Origin of the sequence: Caballeronia zhejiangensis, from assembly GCF_000698575.1 — a bacterium.
GTDB classification, from domain to species: domain Bacteria; phylum Pseudomonadota; class Gammaproteobacteria; order Burkholderiales; family Burkholderiaceae; genus Caballeronia; species Caballeronia zhejiangensis.
In genome coordinates, this window is record NZ_JFHD01000032.1 from 51,749 (window position 1) to 70,903 (window position 19,155).

Below are 19,155 nucleotides of genomic sequence, written 5' to 3' on the forward strand. Positions count from 1 at the left end.
GCCCTCACCGACCGCGCGCGAGCAGCGCTGCGTGTACCGCGTCAGCGTCGAGCCGGTACTGGCACAGCTCGACGCCATCGAGCGCCAGAACCGGCACGCGTTCGTCGTAGCGCGCTTCGAGCAGCGGATCTTCGTCGATGTCGATCCATTCGATCGGAATGCCGTGTTGCGCGGCGATTGGCTCGAGTTCGGCCCGCATGTCCTCGCACAGATGACACCAGGCGCGCCCGTACAGAATGAAGGCCGCGCCTGGCTTCGACGTCATCGCGCTTATTTCTGCGCCGGCACGCGCGGGCGCACCGGCACGAACTGCGTGTTGTCGCCGCGACGCACGAGAATCGCGACCATCTTGCTCGCGTCGAGGCCCTGCGCGACTTCCTGGAACTGCTTGGCGCTCGTGATATCCGTATCGCCGATACGCATGATGATGTCGCCCTTCTGGAAGCCCGCGCGTGCCGCCGGTCCCTCGACGGCATCGACCTGAACGCCGCTCGACAGCTTGAGCGCCTTCTTTTGATCTGCCGGAATGTCGCTCACCGCCATGCCGAGCGAATTGCTCGCGCGCTCCTTCGGCTGCGGCGGTTTCTTCTGCTCGGTCTTCGCGACCTTGTCCGGCTGCATTTCGGCGACCGTGATCGACAGATCGCGCGTCTGGCCCTTGCGCCAGATCGTGAGCGTGGTCTTCGTGCCGGGTTTCGTATCGCCGACCATGCGCGGGAGATCGGTCGCGGTCTCGACGTTCTGACCGTTGAACTTGAGGATGATGTCGCCTGGCTGCACGCCGGCCTTGTCGGCCGGCCCGCCCGATTCGACGCTCGACACGAGCGCGCCCTGCGCTTTCGGCAAGCCCAGCGAATCCGCGACGTCCTTCGTCACTTCGCCGATCGCCACCGCGATGCGCCCGCGCACCACCTTGCCCGACGTCTTAAGCTGATCGGCGACGCGCATGGCTTCGTCGATCGGAATCGCGAACGAGATGCCCATGAAACCGCCCGTGCGGCTGTAAATCTGCGAATTGATACCGATCACCTCGCCCGCCATGTTGATGAGCGGACCGCCCGAGTTGCCCGGATTCACGGCGACATCGGTCTGGATGAACGGGAGGTAATCGCCCGTATCGCGCCCCTTCGCGCTGACGATGCCCGCGGTCACGGTGTTGTCGAGGCCGAACGGCGAACCGATTGCGAGCACCCACTCGCCGACGCGCACCTTGTTCGAATCGCCGATGGTGATCGCCGGCAGGTTCGATGCGCTGATCTTCACGACGGCGACGTCCGTGCGCTCGTCGACGCCGACGAGACGCGCCTTGAATTCGCGCTTGTCCGTGAGTGTGACGTAGATGGTGTCGGCATCGTCGACGACGTGTGCGTTGGTCATCACGTAGCCATCGGTCGACAGGATGAAGCCCGAGCCGACGCCGCTGCTCTGCTCCGAGTTGTCCTGGTTGTCGTCGGGCGCGTTGCGGCTGCCGCCCTTGCCCTGATCGCCCTGACTTCCGCCGCCGTTATTTCCGCCGCCGCCACCTCCACGAGGCGGCTGACCCGGCATCGGAATGCCGAAGAAGCGTCGGAAGAATTCCGACATGTCGCCTTCATCGAGACCGGGCGGCAGGCCGCGCAGATCGCTGCCCGAACCGACGCGCGAGGTCGTGCGAATGTTCACGACCGAGGGCCCCACCTTGTCGACGAGCGTCGTGAAGTCCGGCAGGTTCACCGTGGGCACCGCTGACGCAGATTGCGATACGAACGGCAGGCACACGGCGAGCGCCGCGGCCGCGATGAACTTGCGCAGCGAGAAGTTGCTCATAGGTTGGAGGCCGGGATCTGGATTACTTGGAAGGCTTGTATTCTATGGTAGAAGCAAATTGCTGCAATGTGGCTTGCGGCACTTCACCCAGCAAGGTGATCCAGAAATCCCCGCGGCGCTTCACCAGAACGTGCGTCGCTCCACTATTCCCCGCGCCTTCCTTGCGCGTGTTTTTCTCCACCGGCTCGACGAAAACCGAGATCGTCGCGAGGCCGTCGGAGAACACGGCCTGATCGACCGGAATCGGCGGCTGGCCTTGCTGGCTCGACGCCATCGGACGGCGCAACTCGCGAATCTTGCGAAAGCCCGCGATAGTCGGCGTCAGTTGCCAGCCCTGCGCTTCCATGTCGACCGGCTGCACGGGCGGCCGCACGACGGTCCAGCCCGACGTGTTGCGAATGCCGTTCGCGATCGGCGCCTTGTCGATCGGCCCGCCAATACGCACCTGAGAGAAAGAAAGCTGCTCGAGGACTTGCCCGTCCGGATCGAGCGTTTGCGCGCGCAGCAGCAAGCCGGTTTTCGCATCGGCCCACAGCTTGTAGGCAAAACGATAGGAATCTTTCGGATCGAGCTCCAGCACCTGGCTTTCGATCCCCGCGACGCGGTCCGTGCCCAACAGCTTCGGATCGTAGACGGAAAGCACTTGATCGCCACTCGTCGACAACAGCGCCGGGAACGAATCCCGGTTCTGCCGATGCTCGACCACGAGCAGATGACGCTCCGGCACGAAGGTGAACATGTCGTCGTCGTGACGCAGCATCTTGCGCGGCGCGCCGTCGAGACTTTCGAGCGATTCGTATTCGCCGTCACCGCGCGTGGCGACGTGCGTAATGCGCGACGACTGCACCGTCGCGCCACGCTGGTAGACGAACGTGCCCTCGTAATTCTGCTGCTGGGCCGCTTCGTGGATGCGGTTGAGCAGAGTGGCGGCTGTCTTGCGGGCGGTGGCGGGATCGTCTCCCTGAGCGAACGAACTCGTTGCCGCCGTCAACAACGCGGCTGCGCAGAGCATCAATGCCGGCAGCCGCCCCCAATATCTTGTTTTATTCAACCGCACACTCAGCATCAAATTATTGGCCTTGCGTTATAGCCGCCGCGCGAATCAGGGGCATCGAACCGGGCATCGCGGGCTGCTGGGAGAACTGCTGATGCGCTTCGAGATACTGATCGAGATTCGCGTCGCGGATGATGTTCGCTTCGACGATCGGCGTACGCGTGGTCACCGCGGGCACCGACGCGAGCGCCACCCGCTGCATCGACGAATCCGCCGGCGCGACGCTCGCCACCTGCGCGCCCGAGTTGCGATCGACGCCTTGCAGCTGCGGCACGACGATCCATGTCAGCGTAGCGGCCGCCGCGGCAACCGCGAAGGCCGGCATCACGCGACGGCGCAACATGCCGCCCCGCGCTTTCGCCGTCACGCCCGGCAATGCAGCCGGCGCGAGTACGTGCGCCTCAGCTTCGAAACGTTCGGAGAATGCGGCCATGAACGCGCTGCTGCGCGCCGGGCTGACCGCGAGATCGTCGGAGCGCAAGGCGTCGCCGATCAGGTGATATTCCGACCACGCCGCGCGTTCGTCGCCTTTCAGATCCGCGAGAAACTGGCTGATGCTGCCAATTTCGCCGAGCGCTTCGCCGTCGACGAAAGCCGACATGCGCTCGCCGCGCGAACCCGCCTGTGTTTGATTCTGCACCGAGACCGACCCCATGATGCTCCCCATCTTTGACCACACCCCGTTGTGACACCACCAACCCAGATATCGCGTCCCTGCCCCGAGGGTTTTCGCCGCCTACCAGCGTTTGCCTTCGGGAGTGTCCAACAACGGACGCAATTTTGCCGCAATGGCTTCGCGAGCACGAAAAATTCTCGATCTGACGGTGCCGATCGGGCAATCCATCATTTCGGCGATTTCCTCGTAGCTCAGTCCTTCAATCTCCCGAAGCGTGATGGCGGTGCGCAATTCCTCGGGCAGCAACGCCATCGCGGCGTTGACAGTCTGAGCGATCTGCTTGCTCATCAACATCGACTCGGGCGTGTTGATATCCCTTAGTTGGTCCGCGTCGGAGAAAGTTTCCGCTTCTTCTGCATCGGCTTCGGTAGAAGTGGGAGCGCGGCGGCCCTGAGTTGCAAGATAGTTTTTTGCCGTATTGACAGCAATGCGGTAAAGCCAGGTGTAAAACGCCGATTCGCCGCGAAACTGCGGCAGCGCGCGGTAGGCCTTGATGAAGGCGTCCTGGGCGACGTCCTCGACCTCGGCGGGGTCGCGCACGAGGCGCGAGATCAGTCGAATGATCTTGCGGTGGTATTTGGCGACCAGCAGTTCGAACGCGGCCTTGTCACCCTTCTGGACACGTTCGACCAGCAATTGGTCGATTTCTTTTTCACTCACCTGGTAAATCCGATTAGCTTGGGGAAGTTGCGCGGACGGCTATTGTAGCGTTACCGCCTGTAAGGCTACCGGAACGCTCATGCGCCGTTACAGTCGTTACAGGTGGGACGCTGCGGCGCGGCGAGCCTGGACCGAGAGCTGGCGGAAGGTGTCGGCATCGACGGAATCGGCCGCGACGACGAGCGTTTCGCGCCGCCCGCGCGTATCGCAAAGCGTCAACGCGATGAGGCGTCCGCTCCATTGCGCGCACCCAGCGATGCTCGTGTGGCGCATCTCGCCGCTTCGGTTCCAGATCGTGATGCCGTCGGAAAGAAGGCCAATCGCAGATGGCTGGGCGTTCATCCACCGGTACGACGCCAGCCCGAGCACCGCCAGCGCCGCCGCGCAAGCCACGGCGGCGTGCCCCGCGTGCTCCGCATGCGCGAAAACGCACTGGAACACCGACGCTCCCGCAACGGCTACGAAGCCGAGCATTGCGCCCCGCAAGAAACGCGACGGCCGCATCGCGACGCCTGCGTCACGATGCGGCCGATTCACACACACGCTCGCCATATGGATCCCCGCGATGACGAGCGCGCCGAGCTCAGTGGCGCTTGAAGACGAGCGAGCCGTTCGTGCCGCCGAAGCCGAACGAGTTCTTGACCGCCACGTCGATCTTCATCTCCCGCGCGGTGTTCGCGCAGTAGTCCAGGTCGCACTTCGGATCCTGATTGAAGATGTTGATGGTCGGCGGCGACACCTGATTGTGGATCGCCAGCACGGTGAACACCGACTCCAGGCCGCCCGCGCCGCCCAGCAGGTGGCCGGTCATCGACTTGGTGGAGTTCACGACGACCTTCTTCGCCTGATCGCCGAGCGCACGCGTGATGCCGATCGTCTCCGCGATGTCGCCGAGCGGCGTCGACGTGCCGTGCGCGTTGACGTAGTTCACTTCATCGGGATTGATGCGCGCGTTCTTCATTGCGTTGACCATCGCGCGGCGGCCGCCGTCGCCGTCTTCCGGCGGCGCGGTCATGTGATACGCGTCGCCGCTCATGCCGTAGCCGAGCACTTCCGCGTAGATCTTCGCGCCGCGCTTCTTCGCGTGCTCGTACTCTTCGAGCACCATCACGCCCGCGCCTTCGCCGAGAACGAAGCCGTCGCGGTCGGTGTCCCACGGACGGCTCGCCGTCGCGGGATCGTCATTGCGCTGCGAGAGCGCGCGCGCTGCCGCGAAACCGCCGATGCCGAGCGGGGAAACCGTGGCTTCCGCGCCGCCCGCGATCATGACGTCCGCGTCGCCGTATTCGATCAGTCGCGACGCCTCGCCGATGCAGTGCAGGCCGGTGGTGCAGGCCGTGACCATCGACAGATTCGGGCCTTTCAGACCGAAGCGGATCGAAAGATGGCCGGAGATCATGTTGATGATCGACGCCGGCACGAAGAACGGCGAAATGCGGCGCGGGCCGCGATTGAGCAGTTCGGTTTGCGTGACTTCGATCATCGGCAGACCGCCGATGCCCGAGCCGACCACGACGCCCACGCGCTCCGAGTTTTCATCGGTGATTTCGAGGCCGCTGTCCTGCATGGCCTGCACGCCCGCGGCGAAACCATAATGGATGAACGTATCCATATGGCGCGCCTCTTTGGCGGGCATGTAGTCTTCGATATTGAAGCCCTTCACCTCACCGGCGAAACGCGTGGAAAAGTTCGTCGCGTCGAACTTCGTGATATTGGCGATGCCCGACTTGCCCGCGACCAGATTGGCCCAGCCGTCGGCAACAGTATTGCCGACAGGCGATACGAGCCCAAGGCCTGTAACAACAACTCGACGACGGCTCACGGTAACCCCTTATCCATAGAATGACGAAAAACAAAAGCCACAGCGGCCACAGGAAACCGCCCTGTGTGCCCTGTGGCTGTCAAATCGGTTTGCAGCGACGATGCATCGAGCTGATTGACGATGAGTCGCTGGCGCGTCCGGCCTTAGGCCTTGACGTTGGCGCGCGCGTAGTCGATCGCTTGCTGAACCGTGGTGATCTTTTCGGCCTCTTCATCGGGAATTTCCATGCCGAATTCGTCTTCCAGCGCCATGACGAGTTCGACCGTATCGAGCGAGTCAGCGCCCAGATCGTTCACGAACGAAGCTTCGTTCTTGATTTCGGCTTCCGCCACGCCCAGTTGTTCGGCGACGATCTTCTTCACGCGCTGTTCGATGTTGTCCATGCAGCCCTCCGAGGGGAAAAAAGTTCAAAAATACAAGTGCGCGCATTTTATCAGGTTTGGACCCGCAAAATACGACGCGTCAGTTCCATGCTCCACCGTGTCCTGCCCTTCATCAAGAGGGCGGCGGCCGGCATTGCATCGATTCTTCACTGCCGCGCGAAAGCGGTACGCACGTTGCTCCTTCGAGCATTTTGCGCGCCCGTTCCGGCGCGGATATTAAGCGAAATTCTGCGAAATGCCTATTAAGGCCTTACATGTACATGCCGCCGTTCACATGCAGCGTCGTGCCGGTGATGTAACCGGCGAACGGCGAGGCCAGGAATGCCACAGCATGCGCGATATCTTCGGGCGCGCCCAGTCGGCCAAGTGGGATAGACGCGGTGAGCGCGGTGCGCTGCTCTTCCGGCAGGACCTTGGTCATGTCGGTGTCGATGAAACCGGGCGCGATGCAGTTCACGGTGATGCCACGGCTGCCGATCTCACGCGCGAGCGCGCGCGTCATGCCGGCGACGCCAGCCTTTGCCGCCGCGTAGTTGGCCTGGCCAGGATTGCCGGACGAACCCACCACCGACGTGATGTTGATGATGCGGCCGCCGCGCGCCTTCATCATCGGGCGCAGCACCGCGCGCGAAAGACGGAACACCGCGCGCAGGTTCGTATCGATGACGGCGTCGAACTCGTCGTCCTTCATCCGCATCGCGAGCTGATCCTTCGTGATGCCCGCATTGTTGACGAGCACGTTCAGCCCGCCGAATTCCTTGACGATGCCGTCGATGAACGCATCCGCCGCGGCGGCGTCGTTCACGTTCAGCACCGCGCCACGGCCCTTTCCGCCCGCTTGCTGCAACGCTTCGCTGATGCCCGCAGCACCGCTTTCGCTCGTCGCCGTGCCGATGACCGTCGCGCCCTGCTTCGCGAGTTCAAGCGCGATCGCGCGTCCGATGCCACGCGACGCGCCCGTGACGATTGCTACCTGGTTTTGCAGATTCATGTTGTTCGTCCTTAGCCAGCGATCAGTTTGCGCGTTTCTTCGAGCGATGCCGGATCGAAGATCGAGCCGCCGACGAGATTACCGTCGATACGCTTCGTCAGGCCCGCGAGCACCTTGCCCGGACCGCATTCGATGACGTGCGTGATGCCGTCTTTCGCCATCGCCTGCACGCACTCGACCCAGCGCACCGGACCGGCGGCCTGACGCACCAGCGCGTCCTTGATCGCGGCGGGATCGGAGACGATCGCGACATCGACGTTATTGATCAGCGGAATCTGCGGCGCCTTCACTTCGACGTTGGCGAGATAGTCGCGCAACTGATCCGATGCGGGCCTGAGCAGCGAAGAGTGGAACGGCGCGGACACAGGCAGCGGCAGCGCACGCTTCGCGCCCTTCGCCTTCGCCAGCTCGCACGCTTTCTCGACGGCCGCCTTCGAACCGGCGATGACCACCTGCGCCGGCGCATTGAAGTTCACCGCTTCGACGACGCCCGCCGACGAGGCTTCAGCGCACACGGCGCGCACGGTGTCGTCGTCGAGGCCGAGGATCGCGGCCATGCCGCCTTCGCCGACCGGCACCGCGTTCTGCATCGCCTGCGCGCGAAAACGCACGAGCGGCACGGCGTCCGCGAACGCGAGCGCGCCCGCCGCGACGAGCGCGGTGTATTCACCGAGGCTGTGACCAGCGACGAGCGCAGGCTTCAGGCCCGTTTCCTTTTCCCACACGCGATAAATCGCATACGCGGCCGTCAGCATGACGGGCTGCGTGTTCGTCGTCAGGTTCAGCTCTTCTGCCGGGCCTTCGGCGATCAGCTTGCCGAGATCCTGGCCGAGCGCGTCGGAAGCCTGCTGTACGGTCTCGCGCACGATCGCGTGATCGGCGAATGCGTTGAGCATGCCGATGGACTGCGAGCCTTGTCCGGGGAAAACGAACGCAAATTTCATATCGTCCTCGTTGATTGGAATGATCCGCGATGTCCTCATGGACCGCGCGCTGGAGGAGCGCGCGGGGTCAGCGATGAAGAGGGATCAGTTACGAATTGGGTAGAGGGATCTGATCGGCGAATCAGTAGCGGATGACCGACGCGCCCCACGTGAAGCCGCCGCCCACGCCTTCGATGAGAATGTTGTCGCCGCGCTTGATGCGGCCGTCGCGCACCGCGACGTCGAGCGCGAGCGGAATCGATGCCGCCGACGTGTTGCCATGCTCGCCGACCGTCACGACCATGCGCTCCGGCGGCAGATGCAGCTTGCGCGCCGTGCTTTGCATGATGCGGATGTTGGCCTGATGCGGAATCAGCCAGTCGATGTCTTCAGGCGTGAGCTTCGCCTTGTCGAGCGCTTCGAGCGCGACCTTTTCGAGCACGTTGACCGCGAGCTTGAACACCGCTTGCCCGTCCATGTGCAGGAACGCGCTGCCCTGAACCACGCCGCCGTTCACGTTGCCCGGCGTGCAGAGAATGTCCGAATAGCTGCCGTCCGCGTGCAGCGCGCTCGACAGCACGCCGGGCTCATCGGACGCCTGGAGGATGACCGCGCCCGCGCCGTCGCCGAACAGCACGCACGTGGTGCGATCGTTGAAATCGAGAATGCGCGAGAACGTCTCCGCGCCGACGACGAGCGCCGTGCGGTTCATGCCGCTGCGAATGAAGCTGTCCGCCGTCGCGACGCCGTAGGCGAAACCGGAGCACACCGCCTGCACGTCGAAGGCCGCGCCGTTGTTCTTGATGCCGAGCTTGTTTTGCAACAGGCACGCCGTGCTCGGGAACACGAAGTCAGGCGTGGAAGTCGCGACGATGATCAGATCGATCGATTGCGGATCGATGCCCGCCGCCTCGATCGCCTTCTGCGAAGCGATCAGCGCGAGATCGCTCGTGGTTTGATCCGGTGCTGCGAAATGTCGCGCGTGAATGCCGGTGCGCGCGACGATCCATTCGTCATTGGTCTCGACGCCCTGCTTCGCGAGACGGTCCGCCAAGTCCTGATTCGTGACACGCTCGGACGGCAGATAGCTGCCGGTGCCCAGCACGCGAGAGTAAAGATTGGATTGAGCCATTATGCCTTCGAATGTAGCGCAGTACCGGACTCGCCCGGCGGGTTCGGCTGCGAGTTTGGCTGTGGGTTCGGCTGTGAAGCGGCCTGCTGGATCGATTGATCCGCGGCCGCCGACGCGGGACCGTTCGCGTCCGCCTCGCGCGCGGCGGGAGCGTTTTCTTCCATCGCGCGCACCAGGCGTTCGAGCACGCCATTTTTGACGGCATCATACCCGCGTTTGATGGCCCACTCAAACCCGAAGGCCTCGGCCGAACCGTGACTTTTGATTACAAGCCCGCGCAGGCCGAGCAAGGCCGCGCCGTTATATTGCGCCGGATCGACACGCCTCTTGAAACGCTTCAGCACGGGCAGCGCGACGAGCGCCATCAACTTCGAGGCGAAGTTGCGGCTGAACTCTTCCTTGATCATGTCGGCGAGCATTTTCGCGAGACCTTCGGAGGTCTTCAGCGCGACATTGCCGACGAAGCCGTCGCACACGACGACATCGGTCGTACCTTTATAGATGTCGTTGCCTTCCACGTTGCCGTAGAAGTTGAGCGTGCTCGCGCGCAGCAGCTCGCCCGCGCGCTTGATCGTTTCGTTGCCCTTGATGACTTCTTCGCCGATGTTGAGCAGACCGATCGTGGGCCGTTCGCGCCCTTCGATCGCCGATACGAGCGCGTGGCCCATCTCCGCGAACTGCAGCAGATGCTCGGGTTCGCAATCGACGTTGGCGCCCAGGTCGAGCACCGTGGTGTAGCCCTTCTGGCTCGGCATCGCGAACGCAATGGCAGGCCGCTCGATACCGGCGAGCGTCTTCAGCACATAGCGCGACACCGCCATGAGCGCGCCGGTGTTGCCGGCGGAAATGCAGGTCTGCGCCTCGCCCTCTTTCACGAGATTGAGCGCGACGCGCATCGACGAATCTTTCTTCTTGCGCAGCGCGACTTCGACCGGGTCGTCCATCGCGACGACTTCGCTGGCGGGAACGACGGTCAGACGCGGCTCGTCGGAAGCCTTGTACTTCTTGAGCTGAGCGCGGATGGGCTGCTCGAGACCGACGAGCATCAGGTGCGCGTCGGGATGCGAGCGCACGAAATTGACGGCAGCGGGAACGGTCACGGCCGGACCGTGGTCGCCTCCCATGCAGTCGATGGTTATCTTTACAGTCATGGAACGCGACGAATTTCGGACACAAAAAAGCGGCAGTGAAATGCCGCCTTCTCGTCGTACCGGGAAAGTGTCAAGAGCGAGTTGCGCCCGCGCGCCCGTGGAATGATTCCGGCGGGCGCATCGAGCGTCGATGAACGCTTAGTCGTTCTTCGTCTTGATGACTTTCTTGCCACGATAGTAGCCGTTCGGGCTCACGTGGTGGCGCATATGCACCTCGCCCGTGCTCGGCTCGACAGCCAGCGGAGCCGTCGGGAGGAAGTCGTGGGAACGGTGCATGCCGCGCTTCGACGGCGACTTCTTGTTTTGCTGAACTGCCATGATTACTCCAGAAAAATTTTGCGAATTCTAACACAGCCCGATCCGCCGACAGCCCTCGGCCGTTCGGCCATCGGGTGCGCACATCGCGCTACCAGTTTGTTGCGTGCTACAAAACCATTTCAGTGCTTCTTGCCGTCGGAGCCGCCCTTGAGCTTCTCCAGCACGGCAAACGGATTCGGCTTTTCGTCCTCATCCGTCACACCGCTTTCATCCGGCTCGTCGTCCTCCGTGCCCGGAAGCAGACTTTCGTGCGTCTCGGGACATACGTTGTGCTTGGGCACGAGCGGCAAGGACAACAACAACTCCTCTTCGATCAAGTCGACGAGATCGAACTGGCGCGAGCCCACGATCACTTCGACTTCATCGTCGTCGAGCGGAAATTCGTCCGCTTCTTCTTCCGTCGCCACGATCCGATATGTCGCATCGACATCGAGATGCTGCGAATACGGCTGAAGGCAGCGCTGGCACGTGAGCCACACCGAACCGTGCACCGCAAGACGCAGATACGGCTGCGGCGCCTCCGTGCCGTCGTCCTGCAATTCCGGCTGGGTCGAGCCCTCGCCTTGCCAGGTGAACACGGTATCGCCGTCTGGCACATCAGCCGGCACTTCGGCTAACATGCGCGGCATCTGCGACACACGCAGCGCGCCGGCCGATTGCCTGCCGCTCTTGGCGAATTCGTAAATGTCGAGCGCGCGCGGATCGGCGGGGCTCACAGGTTTGCCAGGATTCTGAGTCATGTGCGCTCCTGCTTGACCTTACTTGGGTTAGTGCTACCGGTGAGTGCTCAGTATGCACCGCGACTCGGCTTAAATGCAGCTTCGATGCAGGCCCGACTTGCCCGAATTTGCCCCAATGTGCATCTGGCCGGCATCATGCTGTCTGACCTCGTGCTTTCTGACTCTTCGGCTCGACCGGTTTCATCGATGACAGGAGAGCCTTCGCCCGCGCACGTACCGATGAAAAGCCCAAAATCATATCGGCTTTGTTCTTTCGAGTCAAATACTTAAGGGCTGAATCGCAGCCCGTCGTTTTTACACCCTTTTTTGTCCGGTTCGTCTCATGTCTGAAGCTTCGAAATCGCCGCCACGCCTGATTCTGGCGTCCAGTTCACCTTACCGGCGCGAATTGCTCGAACGCCTGCGCATTCCGTTCGACGTCGTGTCGCCCGATATCGACGAAACGCCGCTCGCCAACGAAACGCCCGAAGCGACCGCGGTTCGGCTCTCGATCGCCAAGGCGCGTGCGGCGGCCGGACGGAGCGGCAACGACGCGAACGCCCTCGTGATCGGCTCGGATCAGGTGGCGACCTTCGACGGCAAGCAGATCGGCAAGCCCGGCACGCACGAGAAAGCCTTCGCCCAGCTCCAGGCGATGCGCGGACGCAGCGTCGAATTCCACAGCGCGCTTTGCCTGTTCGACAGCCGCACGGGCGACGCGCAATCCGCCGATATCGTCACGCGCGTGAGGTTTCGTCGCTATTCGGACGCCCAGATCGAGACGTACCTGCGCGCCGAAACGCCGTACGACTGCGCCGGCAGCGCCAAGGCGGAAGGCCTGGGCATCGCGTTGCTCGAAGCGATCGAATCCGACGATCCCACCGCGCTGATCGGCCTGCCGCTGATCGCGCTGACCGGAATGCTCGCGAACGCCGGCCATCCGGTGCTGGAGGCGGCATGAGCGGCGTTCTCTATCTGATTCCGAACACGCTCGGCGAAGGCGACGCCGACGCGCTCGCCCAAGTTCTGCCCGAACCGGTGCGCGCGCAGGCGGCCGCGCTCGCGTACTACATCGGCGAAAACGCCAAAACGACGCGCGCCTTTCTGAAGAAAGTGGGCACCGAACGTCCGATTCAGGAAATCGAGGTGCGCGAGCTGAACGTGAACACGCCGCCAGCGGAAATCGACAAGCTGCTCGCGCCGATCCTCGCCGGCACCGACGCCGGCCTCGTCTCCGAAGCGGGCTGTCCCGCCGTCGCCGATCCCGGTGCGTTGCTCGTGCGGCGCGCGCATCAGCGTGGCGTGAAGGTCGTGCCGTTCGTCGGACCGAGCTCGATCTTGCTCGCGCTGATGGCTTCCGGCATGAACGGCCAGAGCTTCGCGTTCAACGGCTATCTGCCGGTCGATGCCGGCGAACGCGCGAAACGGCTGCGCGAGCTGGAGCAACTGTCGCGCAAGGCCAATCAGACGCAGATTTTCATTGAGACGCCCTATCGCAATAAGGCGATGCTCGACGCGCTCATCGCTGGCTGCGCGCCGTCGACGCTCATTTGCGTCGCCGTCGATCTGACGCTGCCGGGCGAAAACATCGTCACGCGCACGGCGGCCGACTGGAAGAAGCAGGCCGCGCCGGACCTGCATAAGCGCCCGGCGATCTTCCTCTTGCTGGCTTCATAAACTCAGCGCAACTGAGGCTTGCCGCCGAGCGTGAGCGCGCGCATGGCGGCATCGCCCACGGATGCGCCGAAGCGCCGCACCACACGCTCGCTGATGCTTTCCTTTTGCGTGTAATCGACGATATCCGGCTGCTTGATGACCTCGCGCGCGACATAGCTGGCGTCGCCGAAACCATCGGCGAGACCGAGTTCGACGCTCTTTTCGCCGGTCCAGAACATGCCCGAGAACAGCTCCGGATCATCCTTCAGACGCTTGCCGCGCCCGAGCTTCACGGCATCGATGAACTGCGTGTGAATTTGATCGAGCATTTCCTGCGCGTGCGCGTTCATCGCGGGCGTTTCCGGCGAGAACGGGTCAAACGCGCCCTTGTTCGCGCCCGACGTGTGCATGCGGCGCTGGATGCCGAGCTTGTCCATCAGGCCCGTGAAGCCGAAGCCGTCCATCAGCACGCCGATCGAGCCGACGATGCTCGCGCGGTCGACGTAAATCTTGTCCGCCGCCGCCGCGACGTAATAGCCGCCCGACGCGCACATGTCGTCGACGACCACGTACAGCGGCGTCTTCGGATACTTCGCGCGCAGCCGCCGGATTTCGCCGTTGATGATTCCCGCCTGCACCGGACTGCCGCCCGGACTGTTGATGCGCAGAATCACGCCCGCCGTGTTCTCGTCCTCGAACGCGCTCTGTAGCGCACCGTCGATGTTGTCGGCGCTGGCATCGCTGTTCGCGGAGATCTCGCCCTGCAGATCGATGAGCGCCGTGTGCTTGCCAGCCTTCGCGGCACGATCGCCGGTGAAATCGAACACGCCCCAGGCGATCAGCGCGATCACGCCGAGAAACAGGAAGCGAAAGAAGATGCGCCAGCGACGCGCGGCGCGCTGCTCGCGAATCGCGGCGAGCGCGATGCGTTCGAGCGCTTCGCGCTCCCAGTTGTCGTTATTGCGCGGCGGAATGTTGTCGGACATGCGTCGTGGATGTGTAGAGATTGAATCAGGCGGGACGCACGGCGTCGTCGGGCAGCCAGAAGACCGCGCGCCCTTCCGGCGTGTCGCGCTCTTCGACCGTCACGGCCCGCAGGCGCGCGCCGCGGCAAGGACCGCCGACGCATTTGCCGGTATCGGGCTCGTAGATCGCCCCGTGCGTCGCGCACATCAAGTATAGGCCCGAGCTTTCGAAGAACTGGCCCTCGTTCCAGTCGAGCTCCATCGGCACGTGCGCGCACCGGTTCAGATAACCGAACGCTTCGCCGCCGTATCGGACGAAGAACACGACCGCGTCGCCGCTCGCTTCGGTCGCGTTGACGCGCACGCCCGCGCCGCCATCGACGAGTTCGTCGGACGCGCATACCCGCACCGGTTCGCTCATGCGTGCTCCCGCAGCCAGCCGGCGAGCGACGCGACGCTGTCGGCGCAGTACTGCGGCTTGAGCGCCGCGAGAGAATCGGCCGGATGCGCGCCATAACCGACGCCGACGCCCGCCGCGCCCGCGTTGATCGCCATCTGCAGATCGTGCGTCGTGTCGCCGATCATCACCGTGCGCCCGAGATCCTGCCCGAGCTCGCGCGTGAGTTCCTGCAACATTGCGGGATGCGGCTTCGAGAACGTTTCGTCCGCGCAGCGCGTGCTGTCGAAGAGGCTCGTGAGCCGCGATTCGTCGAGCGCGCGATTCAGTCCGACGCGGCTCTTGCCCGTCGCGACCGCGAGAAAATAGCCGAGATCGCGCAATTCCTGCAGCAGTTCGCGCACGCCGCCGAAGAGTTCGGTTTTCTGGCCCATCGTCAGGAAATGGAAGCGGTAACGTTCGGCCAGGCGCGGATAGTCGGACGGATCGAGCGTCGGCGCGCATATCTGCAGCGCGTCCTTCAGGCCGAGGCCGATCACATAGCTCGCGGATTCATCGGCGGGAACCGGCAGCCCGAGGTCGCGGCACGCGGCCTGAATGCTGCGCGTGATGTGGACGGTCGAATCCATCAGCGTGCCGTCCCAGTCGAAAACGATCAGATCGAATTGCTGCCGCGCCATTTACTCGGTCTCCCGGTTTTTCAGTTGTTCGATGAACCGTTTGCACTCGACGGGCAGCGGCGCTTCGAATTGCAGCGGCTCGCCCGTCGCCGGGTGCGTGATTTTCAGTCGATACGCGTGCAAAAACATGCGTTTCAGCGACGGTTTCGCGCTCGGGCGGGCCAATTCCTTGTTCAGCGCGAAATCGCCGTATTTGGCGTCGCCCGCGATCGGCAGGCCGATGCTCGCCATGTGCACGCGAATCTGGTGCGTGCGGCCGGTTTTCAGCTCTGCCTCGACCCACGCGTAGTCGCGCCAGCGCTCGATCAGATTGAAGACCGTATGCGACGGCAGCCCGTTCTCCTGGATTCGCACGCGCCGCTCGCCATCCGCTGCGACATATTTATGCAACGGCGCCTTGACGATGCGCCGGCGGCCCCAGTCGCTCTGCCAGTCGCCGTGACCGCACGCGTAATAGCGCTTGTCGACCCGATTTTCGCGAATCTGCTCGTGCAGCCCGACGAGCGCCTGGCGCTTCTTGGCGAGCATGAGCACGCCCGACGTCTCGCGATCCAGCCGATGCACCAGTTCGAGAAATTTTGCGTGCGGCCGCGCATTGCGCAACTGCTCGATGACGCCGAACGCGACGCCGCTGCCGCCATGCACCGCGACGCCGGACGGTTTATCGATGACGATCAGATGGTCGTCCTCGAAGAGAATCGGGAATTCGGCGGCGGGCGCGTTCGACGACACCGGCGCCGCGTCCTGCTGCGCGATGCGGATCGGCGGCACGCGCACGAGATCGCCCAACTCGAGCCGGTAAGCCGCGTCGATGCGTCCCTTGTTCACGCGCACTTCGCCACTTCGGAGAATGCGGTAAATATGGCTCTTCGGGACGCCCTTGCAGACGCGCAGCAAAAAATTGTCGATCCGCTGACCGGCGGCCGTTTCGTCGACTTCGATCATCGACACTTGTTCGCTTGCGACCTGTTTATGGGATGTTTTGCCTAACTCATTCATTCTGAATATAATTTGCGAGCAGCCTGAAAAGGTCGACGCTTAGGATCAAGCAGCGGCCGAATTATTCAGACTGTATCGGTGCAAGCGATAAACCATCATTTTACTTGCGCCCAAGGTCGGTTGCTCACCCGGAAAATCGAGAGCGACGAGTTGCACGCACGGCGATATCACCGGCAAGGACGGAGCCCACAGGCGCGTTCGGTCGAGTCGATCGCCGACGGTAACGGATTTTTGGTCAAAAAGAATTTTATCGGCGAGAAGCGACGGCGCCCGGCAAAACCGGATGCCAGCCCGGATCGACCCTGCCGTCGAGCGGGAGAAAAAGGCAAATCGACGCTCGCCGATTTTGCGAACAACTGACGGCGAAATCGCTGCTGCGCTGATTTCTGCGAAGCGCGACAACGCCGCAAACGAGGCGAGACATGCGGCCGCGAGCCGACGGGAGCCGACAGAAACAAGTCGGGCCCGCGGCCGTGCCGGCGCGGCAAGGCAGCAAAGAGGATCGGTTACGAAGCATCGCGCCGGTTTGCGCGAGACCGCTCTTCCTCGCGGCCGCCGTTGGGAGGAATCAGGCTCTTTGCAAGAGCGCAGGCCGGTTCGGCGCGTCCATTTTGAGACGCGGAGCCGCAGCGCCGCCGTTCATCCTCGCCACGAGCCGAGCGATCTGTCGTACGTCTCGCAGTTGCTTCGCAATGCGCCCCACGGCGCGGCTGTCCGATGCGGAAGCCGCGGCCTGCTTTCGGCAATTCTCCCGCCAGAAGTCCCGCTCCAGCGTGCTTTGTGACAACACACAAAAAAGCGTGGCACGCCCACCTTCCCGCTTCGCGCGCGTGATGCATCAGTCACCGACGCCGATTCGCACGACGAGGGAGGACGGAGCCATTCTGGAGCCGTTTCATGAAACGAATGCTGTTTAACGCGACGCAGCAAGAGGAATTGCGCGTCGCCATCGTCGATGGGCAGAAGCTCATCGATATCGACATCGAAACCGCCGGGCGCGAACAGCGCAAAGGCAACATCTACAAGGGAGTCGTCACCCGCATCGAGCCGTCGCTCGAAGCCTGCTTCGTCAACTACGGTGAAGACCGCCACGGCTTCCTGCCGTTCAAGGAAGTCGCCCGCCAGTATTTCCGCGATGGCGTCGAGATGCGCTCCGCGCGCATTCAGGACGCGCTGCGCGAAGGCCAGGAACTCATCGTCCAGGTCGAGAAGGAAGAGCGCGGCAACAAGGGCGCGGCGCTGACCACGTTCATCTCGCTGGCCGGACGTTACCTCGTCCTGATGCCGAACAACCCGCGCGGCGGCGGCGTGTCGCGCCGCATCGAAGGCGACGAACGGCAGGAACTGCGCGAAACCATGGCGCAGCTCGAACTGCCGGAAGGCATGAGCATCATCGCGCGCACGGCGGGTATCGGCCGTTCGGCGGAAGAGCTCCAGTGGGACCTGAACTACCTGATGCAACTGTGGCGCGCGATCGAAGCCGCGTCGCAGAGCGGCGTCGCCGGCCAGCCGATGCTCATTTATCTCGAATCGAGCCTCGTCATCCGCGCGATTCGCGACTACTTCCAGCCGGATATCGGCGAAATTCTCATCGACACGACCGAAATCCATGACCAGGCGCGCGCCTTCATGGATATCGTGATGCCCGACAACCTCTCGAAGGTGAAGCGCTATCACGACGACGTGCCGCTCTTCTCGCGCTTCCAGATCGAGCATCAGATCGAAACCGCGTACTCGCGCACGGTGCCGCTGCCGTCGGGCGGCGCGATCGTGATCGATCACACCGAGGCGCTCGTCGCCATCGACGTGAACTCGGCGCGCGCGACCAAGGGCGCGGACATCGAGGAAACCGCGACGCGCACCAATCTCGAAGCCGCCGACGAAGTCGCGCGTCAGCTTCGTCTGCGCGATCTGGGCGGGCTGATCGTGATCGATTTCATCGACATGGAATCGGCCAAGAGCCAGCGCGAAGTCGAGCAGCGCCTGAAAGATGCGTTGAAGCACGACCGCGCCCGCGTACAAATGGGCAAGATTTCGCGCTTCGGCCTGATGGAACTGTCGCGTCAGCGCCTGCGTCCGGCGCTGTCGGAAGGCAGCCACGTGACGTGCCCGCGCTGCAACGGCACGGGTCACATCCGCGATACCGAATCGTCCGCGCTGCAAGTGCTGCGGATCATTCAGGAAGAAGCGATGAAGGAAAACACCGCGGCGATCCATTGCCAGGTGCCGGTCGAGGTGACCGCCTTCCTGCTCAACGAAAAGCGCTCGGAAATCAACAAGATCGAGTCGCGCTTCAAGGTCAATGTCGTCCTGATTCCGAACAAGCATCTCGAAACGCCGCACTACAAGCTTGAGCGTCTGCGTCACGACGATGCGCGTCTCGACGATCCGCGCGCGTCGTGGAAGATGGCCGTCGAAGCGGCGAGCGAGCTCGAATCGGAGACCGGCTACAGCAAGCGCACCGAAGAGGTGAAGCCGAAGCAGGAAGCCGCCGTGAAGGGCATCACGCCCGAGAAGCCCGCGCCGAGCGCGCCGGTGAAGCCCGCGCCCGTCGAGGCCGCGCCCGCGCCGACGCCCGTTCCGGCGAGCGGCGGATTCATCGCGTGGATCAAGAATCTGTTCGGCATTCAGCCTGCGCCGCAACCCGCGCCGGCTCCGGTCGAAGCGCAACCGGCCACGCGCGCGCCGCGCGAACGCGGTGAACGCACCGGCGGCGGCGATCGCAACCGCAATCGACGTAGCGGTGGCGCCGCGCGCGAAGGCGCTGCGGCAGGCACGGCGGCGGGCGCCAACGGCGCCGCGCGCCAGGGCGGCCGTCGCGAG

Annotated in this window: 22 protein-coding genes; 3 read left to right on the top strand and 19 right to left on the bottom strand. The window is 63.5% G+C overall.

From position 1 onward, the window contains the following. Positions 1-4: 4 nt before the first annotated feature. From BG60_RS28205 to BG60_RS28270, 14 genes are all read right to left on the bottom strand, one after another. A complete protein-coding gene (locus BG60_RS28205; protein WP_008342094.1) occupies positions 5-265 on the bottom strand; it encodes a glutaredoxin family protein in 261 nt (86 codons plus the stop codon). 5 nt (positions 266-270) lie between these two features. Then, complete coding sequence (locus tag BG60_RS28210; protein WP_034473529.1) at positions 271-1,806, bottom strand: DegQ family serine endoprotease; 1,536 nt, start codon at positions 1,804-1,806, stop codon at positions 271-273. 22 nt (positions 1,807-1,828) lie between these two features. After that, the gene (locus BG60_RS28215; RefSeq protein ID WP_008342097.1) at positions 1,829-2,872 is read right to left on the bottom strand and encodes a MucB/RseB C-terminal domain-containing protein; all 1,044 of its coding nucleotides are present in this window, start codon (positions 2,870-2,872) and stop codon (positions 1,829-1,831) included. 4 nt (positions 2,873-2,876) lie between these two features. Further along, positions 2,877-3,515: a sigma-E factor negative regulatory protein gene (locus BG60_RS28220; RefSeq protein WP_034473530.1), complete on the bottom strand. Its 639-nt coding sequence runs from the start codon at positions 3,513-3,515 to the stop codon at positions 2,877-2,879. 81 nt (positions 3,516-3,596) lie between these two features. Next, the gene (rpoE, locus tag BG60_RS28225; protein ID WP_008342103.1) at positions 3,597-4,196 is read right to left on the bottom strand and encodes an RNA polymerase sigma factor RpoE; all 600 of its coding nucleotides are present in this window, start codon (positions 4,194-4,196) and stop codon (positions 3,597-3,599) included. A 96-nt stretch (positions 4,197-4,292) separates the two neighbouring features. After that, positions 4,293-4,748 (bottom strand): protein YgfX, encoded by a 456-nt coding sequence (locus tag BG60_RS28230; RefSeq protein ID WP_008342105.1) that lies wholly within the window; start codon positions 4,746-4,748, stop codon positions 4,293-4,295. A 31-nt stretch (positions 4,749-4,779) separates the two neighbouring features. Then, positions 4,780-6,018, bottom strand: a complete 1,239-nt coding sequence (fabF, locus tag BG60_RS28235) for a beta-ketoacyl-ACP synthase II (protein WP_008342106.1) — start codon at positions 6,016-6,018, stop codon at positions 4,780-4,782. Between the two features lie 143 nt (positions 6,019-6,161). Next, complete coding sequence (gene acpP, locus BG60_RS28240; protein WP_004197638.1) at positions 6,162-6,401, bottom strand: acyl carrier protein; 240 nt, start codon at positions 6,399-6,401, stop codon at positions 6,162-6,164. Between the two features lie 250 nt (positions 6,402-6,651). Next, a complete protein-coding gene (gene fabG, locus BG60_RS28245; RefSeq protein WP_034473531.1) occupies positions 6,652-7,392 on the bottom strand; it encodes a 3-oxoacyl-ACP reductase FabG in 741 nt (246 codons plus the stop codon). Positions 7,393-7,403: 11 nt separating this feature from the next. Then, positions 7,404-8,336, bottom strand: a complete 933-nt coding sequence (gene fabD, locus BG60_RS28250; protein ID WP_034473532.1) for an ACP S-malonyltransferase — start codon at positions 8,334-8,336, stop codon at positions 7,404-7,406. Positions 8,337-8,457: 121 nt separating this feature from the next. After that, complete coding sequence (locus BG60_RS28255) at positions 8,458-9,447, bottom strand: beta-ketoacyl-ACP synthase III (RefSeq protein ID WP_034473534.1); 990 nt, start codon at positions 9,445-9,447, stop codon at positions 8,458-8,460. Next, entirely contained in the window at positions 9,447-10,598 is a 1,152-nt protein-coding gene (gene plsX / locus BG60_RS28260; protein ID WP_034473536.1) for a phosphate acyltransferase PlsX, read from the bottom strand. The genes BG60_RS28255 and plsX overlap by 1 nt, the downstream gene beginning before the upstream one ends. A 138-nt stretch (positions 10,599-10,736) precedes the next feature. Beyond that, a complete protein-coding gene (gene rpmF, locus BG60_RS28265; protein WP_008342254.1) occupies positions 10,737-10,916 on the bottom strand; it encodes a 50S ribosomal protein L32 in 180 nt (59 codons plus the stop codon). Between the two features lie 119 nt (positions 10,917-11,035). After that, positions 11,036-11,656: a DUF177 domain-containing protein gene (locus tag BG60_RS28270; protein WP_034473538.1), complete on the bottom strand. Its 621-nt coding sequence runs from the start codon at positions 11,654-11,656 to the stop codon at positions 11,036-11,038. Between the two features lie 322 nt (positions 11,657-11,978). On the opposite strand from BG60_RS28270, the gene BG60_RS28275 reads away from it, so the two are divergent. Together BG60_RS28275 and BG60_RS28280 are read left to right on the top strand one after the other, a co-directional pair. Next, complete coding sequence (locus BG60_RS28275; protein ID WP_034473541.1) at positions 11,979-12,596, top strand: Maf-like protein; 618 nt, start codon at positions 11,979-11,981, stop codon at positions 12,594-12,596. Next, complete coding sequence (locus BG60_RS28280; protein ID WP_034473543.1) at positions 12,593-13,312, top strand: SAM-dependent methyltransferase; 720 nt, start codon at positions 12,593-12,595, stop codon at positions 13,310-13,312. Before BG60_RS28275 ends, BG60_RS28280 begins: the two co-directional genes overlap by 4 nt. Positions 13,313-13,314: 2 nt before the next feature. Here the strand turns inward: BG60_RS28280 and BG60_RS28285 are convergent, their stop codons facing one another. From BG60_RS28285 to BG60_RS38355, 5 genes are read right to left on the bottom strand one after another with little or no spacing between them, the layout of a single operon-like run. After that, complete coding sequence (locus tag BG60_RS28285; protein WP_008342262.1) at positions 13,315-14,277, bottom strand: S49 family peptidase; 963 nt, start codon at positions 14,275-14,277, stop codon at positions 13,315-13,317. 25 nt (positions 14,278-14,302) lie between these two features. Beyond that, a complete protein-coding gene (locus BG60_RS28290) occupies positions 14,303-14,677 on the bottom strand; it encodes a Rieske (2Fe-2S) protein (RefSeq protein ID WP_008342264.1) in 375 nt (124 codons plus the stop codon). Then, positions 14,674-15,333 (bottom strand): HAD-IA family hydrolase, encoded by a 660-nt coding sequence (locus BG60_RS28295; RefSeq protein ID WP_008342265.1) that lies wholly within the window; start codon positions 15,331-15,333, stop codon positions 14,674-14,676. The genes BG60_RS28290 and BG60_RS28295 overlap by 4 nt, the downstream gene beginning before the upstream one ends. Next, complete coding sequence (locus BG60_RS28300) at positions 15,334-16,332, bottom strand: RluA family pseudouridine synthase (protein ID WP_034473545.1); 999 nt, start codon at positions 16,330-16,332, stop codon at positions 15,334-15,336. Positions 16,333-16,377: 45 nt separating this feature from the next. After that, the gene (locus BG60_RS38355; RefSeq protein ID WP_144403826.1) at positions 16,378-16,734 is read right to left on the bottom strand and encodes a hypothetical protein; all 357 of its coding nucleotides are present in this window, start codon (positions 16,732-16,734) and stop codon (positions 16,378-16,380) included. Positions 16,735-17,229: 495 nt separating this feature from the next. On the opposite strand from BG60_RS38355, the gene BG60_RS28305 reads away from it, so the two are divergent. Beyond that, on the top strand, positions 17,230-19,155 hold a 1,926-nt coding region (locus tag BG60_RS28305; protein ID WP_034473551.1), incomplete at its 3' end, for an Rne/Rng family ribonuclease.